The sequence below is a fragment of the Polycladomyces subterraneus genome (assembly GCF_030433435.1).
GTDB classification, from domain to species: Bacteria; Bacillota; Bacilli; order Thermoactinomycetales; family JIR-001; genus Polycladomyces; species Polycladomyces subterraneus.
Genome location: NZ_JANRHH010000036.1, coordinates 30,558 through 43,884 on the forward strand (window position 1 = coordinate 30,558; position 13,327 = coordinate 43,884).

Annotated in this window: 11 protein-coding genes; 7 read left to right on the forward strand and 4 right to left on the reverse strand. The window is 54.9% G+C overall.

Annotated features, from left to right (window positions below; all coding sequences use genetic code 11):
• Positions 1-85 precede the first annotated feature (85 nt).
• From buk to lipB, 6 genes are all read left to right on the forward strand, one after another.
• Entirely contained in the window at positions 86-1,189 is a 1,104-nt protein-coding gene (gene buk, locus NWF35_RS09265) for a butyrate kinase (protein ID WP_301238778.1), read from the forward strand.
• 4 nt (positions 1,190-1,193) lie between these two features.
• A complete protein-coding gene (gene lpdA, locus NWF35_RS09270) occupies positions 1,194-2,621 on the forward strand; it encodes a dihydrolipoyl dehydrogenase (protein WP_301238779.1) in 1,428 nt (475 codons plus the stop codon).
• Positions 2,622-2,676: 55 nt separating this feature from the next.
• A complete protein-coding gene (locus NWF35_RS09275; RefSeq protein ID WP_301238780.1) occupies positions 2,677-3,669 on the forward strand; it encodes a thiamine pyrophosphate-dependent dehydrogenase E1 component subunit alpha in 993 nt (330 codons plus the stop codon).
• Between the two features lie 12 nt (positions 3,670-3,681).
• On the forward strand, positions 3,682-4,665 hold the full coding sequence (locus tag NWF35_RS09280; protein WP_301238781.1) for an alpha-ketoacid dehydrogenase subunit beta: 984 nt from the start codon (positions 3,682-3,684) through the stop codon (positions 4,663-4,665).
• Positions 4,666-4,689: 24 nt separating this feature from the next.
• Positions 4,690-6,009 carry a dihydrolipoamide acetyltransferase family protein gene (locus tag NWF35_RS09285; protein ID WP_301238782.1) on the forward strand — a complete coding sequence of 440 codons (1,320 nt, stop codon included), beginning with the start codon at positions 4,690-4,692 and terminating at the stop codon, positions 6,007-6,009.
• 78 nt (positions 6,010-6,087) lie between these two features.
• On the forward strand, positions 6,088-6,765 hold the full coding sequence (gene lipB, locus NWF35_RS09290) for a lipoyl(octanoyl) transferase LipB (RefSeq protein WP_363321605.1): 678 nt from the start codon (positions 6,088-6,090) through the stop codon (positions 6,763-6,765).
• A 351-nt stretch (positions 6,766-7,116) separates the two neighbouring features.
• Here lipB and NWF35_RS09295 read toward each other — a convergent pair whose 3' ends face one another.
• The 4 genes from NWF35_RS09295 to NWF35_RS09310 form a co-directional block, all read right to left on the reverse strand.
• Positions 7,117-8,583 carry an amino acid permease gene (locus tag NWF35_RS09295; RefSeq protein WP_301238930.1) on the reverse strand — a complete coding sequence of 489 codons (1,467 nt, stop codon included), beginning with the start codon at positions 8,581-8,583 and terminating at the stop codon, positions 7,117-7,119.
• A 199-nt stretch (positions 8,584-8,782) separates the two neighbouring features.
• Complete coding sequence (locus NWF35_RS09300; RefSeq protein ID WP_301238784.1) at positions 8,783-9,838, reverse strand: PDR/VanB family oxidoreductase; 1,056 nt, start codon at positions 9,836-9,838, stop codon at positions 8,783-8,785.
• A complete protein-coding gene (locus tag NWF35_RS09305) occupies positions 9,736-10,302 on the reverse strand; it encodes a hypothetical protein (protein WP_301238785.1) in 567 nt (188 codons plus the stop codon). Before NWF35_RS09305 ends, NWF35_RS09300 begins: the two co-directional genes overlap by 103 nt.
• Positions 10,299-11,225 carry a heme-dependent oxidative N-demethylase family protein gene (locus tag NWF35_RS09310; protein ID WP_301238786.1) on the reverse strand — a complete coding sequence of 309 codons (927 nt, stop codon included), beginning with the start codon at positions 11,223-11,225 and terminating at the stop codon, positions 10,299-10,301. Before NWF35_RS09310 ends, NWF35_RS09305 begins: the two co-directional genes overlap by 4 nt.
• 388 nt (positions 11,226-11,613) lie before the next feature.
• Between NWF35_RS09310 and NWF35_RS09315 the strand changes: the two genes are divergently transcribed.
• Entirely contained in the window at positions 11,614-13,146 is a 1,533-nt protein-coding gene (locus tag NWF35_RS09315) for a Na+/H+ antiporter NhaC family protein (RefSeq protein WP_301238787.1), read from the forward strand.
• The last annotated feature ends 181 nt before the right edge of the window (positions 13,147-13,327 follow it).

Below are 13,327 nucleotides of genomic sequence, written 5' to 3' on the forward strand. Positions count from 1 at the left end.
GGTGTCTGGTGATCCATTGTCTGATAGTAGACTGTCTCGACTGCCAGACATCGCAATCGACTTGTAGGAAACGGAGTGTTTGGACGTGCAGGAACCGATTCGGGTATTGGCCATTAATCCGGGTTCGACCTCGACCAAAATCGGCGTGTTTGATGGCGAGAAGCAGATTTTGGAAGAAACGTTGCGGCACGACCCGGAAGAGCTGAGCAAGTTTGATCATCTGTTTGATCAATACGAGTTTCGCAAACAGCTGATTTTGGACACACTGGACCAAGAAGGTATCAACCTGACACGTCTGCGTGCTGTGGTGGGACGGGGCGGCTTGCTCCGTCCCATTCCCGGCGGCACGTATCAGGTGAACGAAGCGATGATGAATGATTTGCGCTCCGGAGAGTACGGGGTGCACGCTTCCAACTTGGGTGCTATACTCTCTTTTGAAATCGCTTCCAAACTGAATATTCCGGCATTCATTGTCGATCCCGTCGTTGTGGACGAGCTGGAGCCGATCGCTCGGATCTCTGGGATGCCAGCTATTGAACGGCGCAGTATCTTTCACGCGTTGAACCAAAAGGCGGTCGCGCGGCGTGTAGCGGCCAAATTGGGTAAAACATACCGGGAGTGTCGGTTCGTCATCGCTCATATGGGGGGCGGAATCACCGTTGGCGCCCATAAAAACGGTCGAGTGATCGATGTGAATAACGGATTGCACGGCGAAGGCCCCTTTTCTCCTGAACGGGCGGGCACATTGCCTGTGGGTGATCTGGTGGCGTTGTGTTTTTCGGGAAAATATTTCGCCGGTGAAATCATGAGAATGATCGTCGGCAAAGGTGGAATGATGGGATATCTCGGTACCACTGATGCCCGCGAAGTGGAAAAGCGGATCGAGAAGGGTGACAAGCAGGCGGCATTGATCTATTCGGCCATGGCGTATCAGGTGGCCAAGGAGATCGGTGCTTACGCCACTGTTTTAGAGGGAAAACTGGACGCGATTATCTTGACCGGTGGCTTGGCATACGGGAAGATGTTTACAGATCAAATCGTCGAACGCATCGGTTGGATCGCGCCAGTGCACATCGTTCCGGGTGAAAACGAATTGCAGGCGTTGGCCGAAGGCGCGCTCCGCGTGGTGCGTGGCGAAGAGGAAGCTCTGACATATCCGCCTGAACCGGGCAGAAAGGATGTGGAGTGAATCGATGGCGGAGAACTACGATTTGGTTGTTCTCGGAGCGGGGCCCGGTGGTTATGTGGCTGCGATCCGGGCTGCACAGTTGGGAATGAAAGTGGCCGTCGTGGAGAAGGAAAAGGTGGGCGGTGTCTGTCTTCACAAGGGATGCATCCCCAGCAAGTCACTGCTTCGGAGCGCGGAACTGTACCATGACATGAAAAATAGTGAAAGCTACGGCATTTCTGTCGGTGACGTGAAGCTGGACATGAATCTGGTACAGGCCCGCAAGCAGAAAGTGGTAGAACAACTGCACAAAGGCGTTCAGCACCTGCTGAAGAAAAACGGTGTCACCGTTTATGAAGGAACGGGTCGCATCCTGGGGCCGTCCATTTTCTCCCCCATGCCAGGCACCATCGCCGTGGAACGCAATGACGGCGGGGAAGCAGAGATGCTGGTACCGCAATTCGTGCTGATTGCAACCGGCTCGCGTCCGCGCAGTTTACCCGGTCTGGAGATCGATGGTGTTCATGTGATGAACTCCGACCATGCCCTGCAATTGAACGAATTACCCAAGTCGATCGTAATAATCGGCGGCGGTGTGATCGGCATCGAGTGGGCATCCATGTTGAACGATTTCGGGGTGGAAGTGACGGTCGTGGAGTTCGTCGACCGCATCCTGCCGTTTGAAGATGCCGACGTCAGCAAGGAAATGACGCGCATCCTGAAGAAGCGAAAAGTGAAAATCCACACCGGCGCCAAAGTGATACCGGAAAGCGTGAAGGCCGAAGGAGGCACGGTGACGCTGAAAGCAGAAAAGGGCGGGGAAACAATCGAGCTGTCCGCCGAGAAGGTGCTCGTCTCCGTCGGGCGGCAAGCCAATGTGGGAGACATCGGGCTGGAAAACACGTCGATCAAAGTGGAAAAAGGCATCATCCAGGTAAACCAATACATGCAGACGGCCGAATCCCACATCTATGCCATCGGCGACGTGGTGGGCGGTTATCAGTTGGCGCACGTGGCATCGCATGAGGGGATTATCGCCGTCGAACACATGGCAGGCAAACACCCGCATCCACTTGATCCGAATATGGTGCCCCGGTGCACCTACAGCCGGCCGGAAATCGGCAGTATCGGCCTGACGGAAGACCAGGCCAGAGAACAGGGTTATGATGTCAAAGTGGCCAAATTCCCGTTCCGGGCCGTGGGCAAATCGTTGGTGTTCGGAGAAACGGATGGCTTCATTAAATTGATCGCCGATAAGAAGACCGACGATATTCTAGGTGTGCACATCATTGGACCGCACGCCACGGACATGATTTCCGAAGCGGGATTGGCCAAGGTGCTGGATGCCACGCCATGGGAGATCAGCCATACGATCCATCCGCATCCGACATTGTCCGAAGTGTTTGGGGAAGTGGCGATGGCGATCGATGGAGCGGCCATTCACGCTGGGTGATGCTTGATTCTTGATCGACTACAATTTCCGTTTGTAGATGGGAGGAAGCCCAACGATGGCGAAATCGCGTCATGCTGAACTGGGTTTGAGCGATGAGCAGGTATTGGAGATGTATCGCTACATGGTGCTCGCCCGTAAAATCGACGAGCGCATGTGGCTGTTGAACCGCGCGGGAAAAATTCCGTTCGTCATTTCCTGTCAGGGGCAAGAAGGCATTCAAATCGGAACCGCTTTCGCACTGGATAAGGAAAAAGACTTCCTCTGCCCGTACTATCGTGACTTAGGGATGGTGCTGGTCTTCGGACAGACGGCGAGGGACCAGATGTTGTCCGCATTTGCTAAGGCGGAAGACCCCAACTCCGGTGGACGGCAGATGCCAGGCCACTTCGGCAGCAAGAAATACCGTATTCTCTCCGGATCCAGCCCGGTGACCACGCAGATGCTGCACGCGGTTGGCGTGGCTTACGCCGCTAAGCTGAAAGGGGAAGACTTGGTGGCTGTTACCTCCTGCGGAGAAGGTTCCAGCAACCAAGGCGATTTCCATGAGGCGTGCAACTTTGCCGGTGTACACAAACTCCCGGTGATTTTCCTGGTAGAAAACAATAAATACGCCATTTCCGTGCCGCTCAACAAACAGGTGGCAGGCGGCAGTGTAGCCGCGCGTGCCCAAGGATACGGTTTCCCGGGCGTCAAAGTCAACGGCAACGACCCGCTGGAAGTGTACAAAGTAATGAAAGAAGCAGCGGAGCGTGCCCGTCGCGGCGAAGGCCCGACCTTGGTCGAAGCCGAGTCGTACAGGTTGGTACCTCACTCCAGTGACGACGACGACAGGACCTACCGAAGTCGCGAAGAGGTGGAAGAAGCGCGGAAAAAGGATTCCATCGTGCAATTTCGCCAATATCTGCTGGATACAGGCGTGCTGACCGAGGACAAGGAAAAAGAGATTCTCGCCGCGATCCAAAAAGAAGTGGACGAAGCGACGGAGTATGCCGAAAAGGCGCCGTACCCGCAACCCGAAGATACCTACAAACACGTTTATGCGGAATAGGAGGAGAACGACATGCCGGTGATTTCGTATATCGATGCGGTAACCATGGCGTTGCGCGAGGAGATGCGCCGCGACGATCGCGTGTTTGTGCTGGGTGAAGATGTCGGCGTCCGGGGCGGCGTGTTTCGCGCTACGGTAGGATTGTACGAGGAATTTGGGGAAGACCGCGTATTGGATACCCCGCTGACGGAGTCCGCCATCGTTGGTGTGGCGATCGGGGCGGCCGCTTACGGGATGCGTCCTGTGGCGGAGATTCAGTTTGCCGATTTCATCATGCCTGCCGTCAACCAAATCGTGAGTGAGGCGGCAAAACTGCGCTACCGCTCCAACGGCGACTGGAACTGTCCGCTTGTGATTCGCGCTCCGTACGGTGGCGGTGTGCACGGCGCGTTGTACCACTCGCAAAGCGTGGAAAAAATGTTTAACGGCATTCCGGGGCTGAAAATTGTGGCACCGTCCACTCCGTACGACGTCAAGGGGTTGCTCAAAGCAGCTATTCGCGACGAAGACCCGGTCCTCTTCTTTGAACACAAACGGTGTTACCGCCTGATCAAAGGGGAAGTGCCAGAGGACGATTACACCTTGCCGATCGGAAAAGCGGAAGTCAAACGGGAAGGTACCGACGTGACCGTGATCTCTTACGGTTTGACACTGCATTTCGCCCTGCAAGCGGCCGAGCAGTTGGAAAAAGAGGGCATCAGTGTGCACGTGTTGGATTTGCGCACGCTGCTACCGCTGGACAAGGAAGCGATCCTGGAAGCGGCGGCCAAAACGGGCAAAGTGCTGATCGCCCACGAAGACAACAAAACTGGCGGCGTTGGCGGAGAAGTTTCGGCCATCATCGCCGAAGAGGCACTGTTTGAGCTAGATGCGCCGATCCGTCGTCTGTGCGGACCGGATGTGCCGGCCATGCCGTACAGCCCGCCGATGGAGAAGGAATTCATGCTGAATGTCGATAAAGTGGCCAAAGCGATCCGCGAGTTGGCCGAGTTTTAGGATGTACCAGATAGGAGGTTGACTATGGCGACCGATGTGACGATGCCCCAGCTCGGCGAGAGTGTAACCGAGGGAACCATCACCAAATGGCTGAAAAAACCGGGTGATCCCGTTGCCAAGTATGAACCCATCTGTGAAGTGGCCACCGACAAGGTGAATGCGGAGGTGCCCGCCACCATTTCCGGTACGATGAATGAGATCATCGCCGAGGAAGGGCAAACGGTGGAAGTGGGGCAATTGATCTGCCGGATTGAGGAAGAAGGTGCTGCGGCAACGGAGGCCCCCGCCGCTGAAGAGAAAAAAGAAGAACCAACTGTAGAAGATGACAAAACGGATGCTCCCGCTAAAAAAGATCAAGGTGAACCCTCGATGAAGCGGCGGTATTCACCCGCCGTGTTGCGTCTGGCGCAGGAGCATAACATCGATTTGGAGAAAATTGAAGGAACGGGAGCGGGCGGACGCATCACCCGCAAAGATGTCCTGCGCGTCATCGAATCCGGGCAAGTTGATGCGGTAAAAGCCGAGAAGACCCAACAGGAGGCGGAACCGCAACAGGCACCTGCCGCGGAAGCCGCTCGCACTGCCACCGCACCAGTATCCGCACCTGCTGTATCTGATGGAAAACCGACGACGGGCATCACGCTGGAAGAAGGCGATCAAGAAGTGCCGGTCACGGCCGTGCGCAAAACGATCGCCCAGCGGATGGTGCAAAGCAAGCACGAAGCGCCGCATGCATGGACCATGATGGAAGCCGACGTTACCGGGTTGGTCCAATTGCGCAACAAGCTGAAAGACGAGTTCAAAAAACGCGAGGGTGTCAGCCTGACATTCCTGCCGTTCTTCATCAAAGCCGTCGTCGATTCGCTGAAGGAATTCCCGTATTTGAACGCCGTCTGGGGCGGTGACAAGATCATCCTGAAAAAACGGATCAACATCTCAATTGCCGTGGCCACCGACGATGCCTTGTACGTGCCGGTGATCAAAGATGCGGATGAGAAAAGCATCCTGGGCCTGGCCAAGGAAATTCATCGGTTGGTGGAAAAAACGCGTTCGGGCAAGCTGTCTCTGGAGGATCTGCAAGGTGGTACCTTCACGGTGAATAACACTGGTTCCTTCGGTTCGATTGCTTCGATGCCGATCATCAACCATCCGCAGGCAGCGATCATTTCCATGGAAGCGATTGTGAAAAAACCGGTGATCTTCAACGACATGATCGCCGTTCGTGACAGGGTCAACCTGTGCCTGTCACTGGATCACCGCATCCTGGATGGCCTGATGGCCGGACGCTTCCTGCAAGCGGTCAAACAGCGCCTGGAAGCCTATGGTCCCGACACGCAAATCTAATCTATGGTACAATGAAGGCGCCCCTTGGGGTGCCTTCAGGTTTTTTGTAGATGGCGGGAGGGATCACCGTTGTTTGAAGTGATGCGATTGGGTCTCGTGCCATATCACGAGGCGTGGGATATGCAGAAACAGATAGTAAAATCGATCGATGAAGGAAACGCGTCCAATCAATTGTTGCTGTTGGAACATCCGCATACGGTGACGATGGGGCGCGGTAGCCATATGGAAAACCTGCTGTTAACCAAAGAGCAGTATGCCGAACGTGGTGTCGAACTGGTGGAGATTGACCGAGGTGGCGACGTCACCTATCACGGACCGGAACAATTGGTGGGATATCCGCTGTTTTATCTGGGTGAGCGGGGTAATGATGCCCATGCGTATTTGCGCGACGTGGAGGAAGCATTGATCGTTGCCCTTCGCCATTGGGGCATCGAAGGCGGCCGCAAACCTCCGTACACCGGTGTCTGGGTGGGAGACGAAAAAATCGCTGCCATCGGAGTGAAGTTCAACCGCGGACGCCAACGAAAAGGCTACATCACCAGTCACGGATTTGCGCTCAATGTCAATACCGATCTGCGGTATTTCAATCTGATCGTCCCGTGCGGCATTCAACAATACGGCGTCACGTCGATGGAAAAAATCCTGGGTGAACGCATCGACATGGCGGAAGTGATGAACCAGGTGGTGCGCGGTTTCAGCCAAGTTTTCGGCTGGCCAGCCGTCGAAGAAGGAGAACGTCGGAACGAAGCCGGATGATGCGAGGGGTTTCCTTCAAGTTGACGAAAAGTTCGCGGGCTCCGATTTTCCCGTCTCCGCTCCGTAGCAACCAGCTAGTGCGCTCGACGGGAAATGCGGACCCGCTTCATTATAAGATTGCCGTTCCACCACCATGTCGTAGTCCGATTGCCAATACGCGGCAGTAGCGGGCAGTCTATGGATGTATTCGGGATTCGGCAACATCGCGCGATTGGATATTAGTGTGCTCGCACTTGGAACTCTCCGAAAAAACCGCAAAGAGGAAAGAGAGCATGCCCCGCGCATTGAAGATGCCTCAATCTGCGAGGACACGGGCGATTCGCCGTGGACAGACAAACCGGGTAAGGATCATCATGATTCGTCCGGATCGAACACGCAGTCGCTAAGCGGAATCACTCGGGTCTTGCGGATCCATTTGTACAACAGCCACAAGATGAGGAACACGGGTAATCCGATGTACGTAGCGATGATATTTCCCCACTGAATGGAGCCGCCAGTGAAATCTTCATAGCCCTGTCCAAGGATGACGATCGTGCACAGGACAATTGCAAAGAGTGGCCCGAAGGGGTACCATTTCGCACGGTACTTTAGTTCATTAAGGTTCCTTCCTTGTGCGACATATGCCTTACGGAACCGATAGTGGCAAATGGAGATCCCGAGCCAGGTGATGAACCCGGTCATACCCGAGCAGTTCAACAGCCAGATGTAGACGACACCATTTCCGAACAACGAGGAGAGGAATGCGAGGAAGCCGAAAATCGTGGTCACATACAGGGCATAGGTCGGGACACCGCGTGAATTGACCCGTGTGAACAGTTTCGGCGCCTTCCCTTCCTTCGCGAGCGCCCACAACATCCGCGTCGATGCGTAGATAGAAGAGTTGCCGCAAGACAGCACGGAAGTGAGAATGACGGCGTTCATGAGCCCGGCCGCAAAAGCAAGTCCCGCATGCTTGAACACCAGAGTGAATGGGCTGACCGCGATGTTCGTCACATCGTTCTTGAGCAGGTTGGGATCTGTGTAGGGAATGATCAGACCGATTATTAGAATGGAGAGCACGTAAAAGATTAGGATTCGCCAGAACACAGTGTTGATGGCCCGCGGCACGTTACGCGAAGGGTTGTCGCTTTCGCCAGCTGCAATGCCAACAATCTCAGTACCTTGAAACGAGAACCCTGCAATCATGGCAACGCCGAACGCGGCCATAAATCCTCCATGGAATGGACTTCCGCCGAGTACAAAGTTGTGGAAACCCACGGCAGGCTGGGTTAGGATGCCAAAGATCATCCCGATGCCGAGGAGGATAAACACGATGATGGCGACCACCTTGATTCCGGCAAACCAATACTCTGCCTCACCGTAACCGCGTACCGAGAGGAAGTTGAGCATAAAGAGAATCGCCAGGAAGATGGAGCTCCAGACAATAGAAGGCGTGTTCGGAAACCAGTACTTCATGACCAGCGCAGCCGCCGACAGTTCGGTCGGAATCGTGACTGCCCAGCTGAACCAATAATTCCAGCCGATGGAGAACCCAAGAGCCGGATCCACGAATTTTGCGGCGTACGATGCAAATGATCCGGAAGTCGGGAGCAGGGTCGCCATTTCACCGAGGCTGGTCATCACGAAGTAGATCATGATGCCAATCACGATATACGCGAGTAGCGCTCCACCTGGCCCCGCCGCATTGATGGATGCGCCACTGGCCACGAACAGCCCTGTTCCGATGGCACCGCCAATCGCAATGATGCTCAGATGACGCGATCTCAAGCGTCGTTGCAGTTTGCTGTCCACCACAGTCTCTGCCTTGTTCAACTGCATCTGTACATTCGCCACAAAGTCAACCCCCATCCATATTTCTGAAAGAGGTTTCTTAAATCCATTCGAAAATTCTGATCATAGTACCGAATGTTTGTATACTCCGCTCCAATGTGCGGCACGGGCGATCCTTCCTGACGGGTATCTCCTTTCGCGCTCGTCACCATCTTGTCCGGATTACAGAAAAGATTTATCAGTATTATCAGAGATCCAGCACGAGGCTGTCGCCTGCCGCTCGTGAGACACACGCGATGATCGACCGGTTTGAGGCCTTTTCTTCATCCGTCAGGTAAAAATCCCGATGGTCTATCGCCCCTTCGACGACGCCGATCTCGCAAGTTCCGCATCCTCCGACGCGGCACGCGTAACGGACCCGAATCCCCGCGCGCAGGAGAGCGGCGAGCAGCGTCTCGTGCGCCGCAACTTCCACATCCCGACCTGATTTGCGCAGCGATACCACAAACGGGCGTGGATTTTCCGGCTTCGGGGCCGTAAATTGTTCGACGTGGATGTTGCTCTTCGGAAATCCGAGCTCCTCCGCTTGCTGAGAAAACTCCTGGATGAAGGAAGCAGGGCCGCACAAGTAAACGTGCGTACCAACCCTGGCGCCGCGGAGAACGTTCGGCGTTAACCGCATCCCGTCTTCGGAAAAATAGAAACAGCTCTTTGGATAGCGAGCCTGAATAAACTCACGAAAAGCGCAATACGAGCGGGATCGTGCGGCGTAGTGCAGTTCGAACGACCCGTTTTTGGCCTGGAGGTCCGCCATCATTGACAGAAATGGCGTGATGCCAATCCCCGCTGCCAGGAACACATGGTGCCTTGCGCGCTGGCTCAGCGGAAAATGGTTTTTCGGCGGGCTGATGCGAACAATGTCACCCACGCGTATACAGTCGTGCCAGCCGGCGGAGCCCCCCTGTGAGTTGTCGGAACGGCGAATGGCAATCTGGTACACATTGCGCATGACCGGATCGTTGCAAAGTGAGTAGTTTCGCTCGAAAACGCGGCCGTCGAAGACGGCGAACGTGGTGATGTGGGCACCTGCCGAAAACGGAGGCAACCGGTCCGTCCCCACAGGCACCAGCGTGAATCGTTTTACCACCGGGGTCTCTTCGTCGATCCGCGCGACGCGGACGGTCAGAATGGCATCCTGTCTCATGGATTCTCCTTCTTCGTTTTGTTGTTGAGCATCAGGTAGCCGAGAACGGCATCCAACCGTCTGGAATAGTGATCCGACACCGAAATCATCTTTCCACACTGCCGGCAAATCACGGTTGGTGCGTCACCGATAGGATTGATGGTGTAACAGGCAATGCAAAAAACCTTCTGGTACTTTTGTCCATAGCCTCGGATCTGGATATCTTCTTTGGCATAACCCACCATTTCGGCAATTCGGGCGAGCGATCGAGCTGACACCCAGGAGGCAGCGATGTACAGGTGGGTCCCCATCGGCTGATGTTCCAGATACATCCGAAGTGCGTCCGAGTCACCGACATGCGGCCACGAACGCTTGGCCGAGATGAGGGCGTCAATGCAGGGGTCGTCTGTCTCTCCCGCGCTTTCCCCGACAAGGTTCCATTCGACGGGACATCCCGTGGCGGCCATCCGCCGGACATCGGGAAACACATCCACTACCCCGTGATTATCGACAAATACCAGGTGTTTTCGGCAACGGCGGCGGATCTCGAAGGGTGACAGAGAATCTAGAGAGCGCTCCGTCATAGGCATCGCCCCAGGTAATCGATGACCTGCTCTCGATATGCTGACAATCCTTTGTACGTGATGATCTGTTCCGGGAGCGTGACGAGAACCGAATATAACTTGTGCGCCCAATCCGGATGTTCACACACTTCTCCCACCGATTTCAGGTAGGTGTGAATGCTAAACAGCAAGGCATTGCTTCCCGGAAGCCGCAGCACACACTGCTCCTCGACGCGAAGCTGTACCTCGTCGGCCACATTCTCCGGTGTCACACGGTACCGTGCCGGCCCCCACTCGTCAAACGTCTCCAGCGGAATGTGGAGTCGTCTACCAACCTGCAAGGTCCAGTTCAGGCGTGTCCACGGCTTTCCCGCCTCGACCCGCAGCAAAAACTTCCGGATCTTTTCAGCCAGTTCGTTACTCCACGGCACGGGTCTGTGGATTTCCTGGAACGCCATTCCGAGATCGAACGTGAGTGACCAAACGCTTGGGAAGCAAAGTTGCCCAGCTTCGAGGTAGACGTCGTCATCACGTTGGACCATAATTAACAAATCTTCCTGCACATGCCGGCCAATCCAGTCAAGCGGCTGCACCGGGAGTGTACTCGCATCACCAAACGTGAATCGCTCGGTCTCGTTCAGCAACAGGTTTCGGAATGTCCATTCGTCGTCCCGCTTCTCGATCATGAAACAGTCAGGATAGTTCTCCACCAACTGGTGAACAACCGCATCCACCACTTCCCACTGTGCCGCCAGCGTTCCCGGAAGCGCGTGGAAGCAGCGTTCCGGATGAGCCTCGAGCAAGCGGCGCTTCTCGGCGACTTCATCGAAATACTCGGTGGTTACCTGGATGCAGCACGGCGGGTCGAGTGGTTTCAGATTGTTCGAATAGAGATACCGATCCTCCTCCAAAGGGAACGGGAAATGCTGTTGCAGGGAAACCATGCTCGATTATTCTCCTCTTCCCGCAATATGTCTTTACATCACACCGATGCTACATTGGCAAACGTTTCATACATAAAAACGATGAGGGGCCCATGATACCGACTTTTTCGTAAAGGGTATGAATGCGTTTTTTCTTCTACTGCACAACTCTCCTTTCACAGAAACAGTCAAGAAACAGTCATTTATATTATAATTAATTCTGATAATTTTGTCTGTATCCTGGCTGCGGTCGATCGTTCGATGAAGTCCCCGGAGCCCGAATTCGAACAGGTTTTCCCTGGTTTGAGAGTGTTTTTATTGAAAAAGGCGGAAACGGGCTCAGAATGATTTTCCTATTCTCGGAGCAGGCTATGGTAGCAACATATTCCACATGGGGAGTGGACGGTCTATGCATGGGTCCTTCTGGTCGCTTTTGCCTTTTCTCATCGTAATTCCGCTGGCAATGCTGACGCGGCAGGTATTGATCGGCTTGTTGGCTGGCCTGCTCGTCGGGGCGTATATGAAAAAATTGACCTGGCTCGGGGGAATTGAAGTGGCGATCCACTACCTAGTCAAGGAAGTGACGTCGCCCGACAACCTTCGGTTACTCCTCTTTCTGTACGGCTTCGGAGCCTTTATCGGATTGGTTCGCGTAACGGGCGGGGTATCCGGATTCGCCCTATGGATGAACCGCCGCATCCGATCCGCCCGCGGTGCCTTCGGCCTGACCTGGCTGTCCTCGCTGGCCACCTTCATGGCGCCCGACTTTCGCATCATCACCGTCGGCCCCGTGATGAAAGAGGTGTTCCAGCGGTTGAAGATCGCCGAAACCAAAGTGGCTTTTATCATCGATGCCACCTCGACTCCCTTGATCGCCTTGATCCCCATCGGAACGGCTTTTGTTGGGTACATGGTCGGGTTGATCGCCGATTCCGCCCACCATCAAGGCCTCAGCGTCACCCCTTATCAGGTTTTTCTTCAGAGCATCCCCTTTAACTTCTTTTCGATCCTGATGCTGGTCTACACCCTCTATCTCACCTTTTTCAAAGGAAAGTCCGACGAAAAGAGCGCCGCAGATCCCAAGGATGATCCTCCCGGCATCCGCACCCCCTTCCGTACCTCCCCCCAGGTCGGTTACTTTCAAGATTTGTGCAAGCAGGACAAGGAGGTGGCAGAGAAAAAAATCGTCGCCGCCAGCAGCGAACACGAACCCGACAGCGACTTTCCGGATCCGGTGGAAATCGTTTCTGAGTCAGCCACTCCCAACGCCATCCACCTAATCGTCCCCCTCTGTCTGCTGCTCGGATTCACCTTTTTTCTGACCTGGTGGGACGGGTACACCAAAATACACTCCTTCTGGGGAGCCCTGACCAAGGCAGATGCGGGCAAAGCGATGTTGGAAGCCGTATTCATCACCCTGGTTCTCTCCTTTATCTGGTACGCCCAGTACCGGCAGCCGATCGAGCGCGTCCTCTTCGGCTTTTTGCAAGGGGGTAACGAGATGATGGGCGTGAACGTCCTGCTCGCCCTCGTCTGGGCCTTGACAGCAGTCTCGACGGACCTGGGCTTTATCACCTATACGAAAAACCTGATCGAGCACGTTGTCCCATCCCTGTGGTTAGCCCCTGTTCTGTTCCTGGTGGGCTGCCTCATCTCCTACATCATCGGCTCCAGCTTCGGGGCGTGGGCTATCCTGATGCCCCTGGGCTTTTCCCTGGCCGCCGTTACCCACACCTCGCTTCCCCTCATCACCGGAGCCGTTTTTGCCAGCGGCAGCTTCGGCGGGTTCGCCTCCCCATTGAGCGACAACACCGTCGCCATGGCTACCGTCATGAAGCTGCCCCTGATGAAGTACGCTCATCAAAAACTGATCGCCTCTCTCATCGTCGGCATCGCCAGTGCCATCTTATACGCGGTAATCGGCTGGGTGATGAGCTCCTGAAAAAGCTGGAGGCTGGGAGGCTCATCGGAATGGTATACCGGAATCTCCCGATCCAGCGCTATCATGGAACAGGCGTAGGCATGGACCGCGATCCTTTCGTTAGCTCTCTGACACCGAAATCCCTCTGTTCAATTTGCTGTCACCTTAGTGGACAGAGGAAAAAGGGAACCCGGAGTTTGTA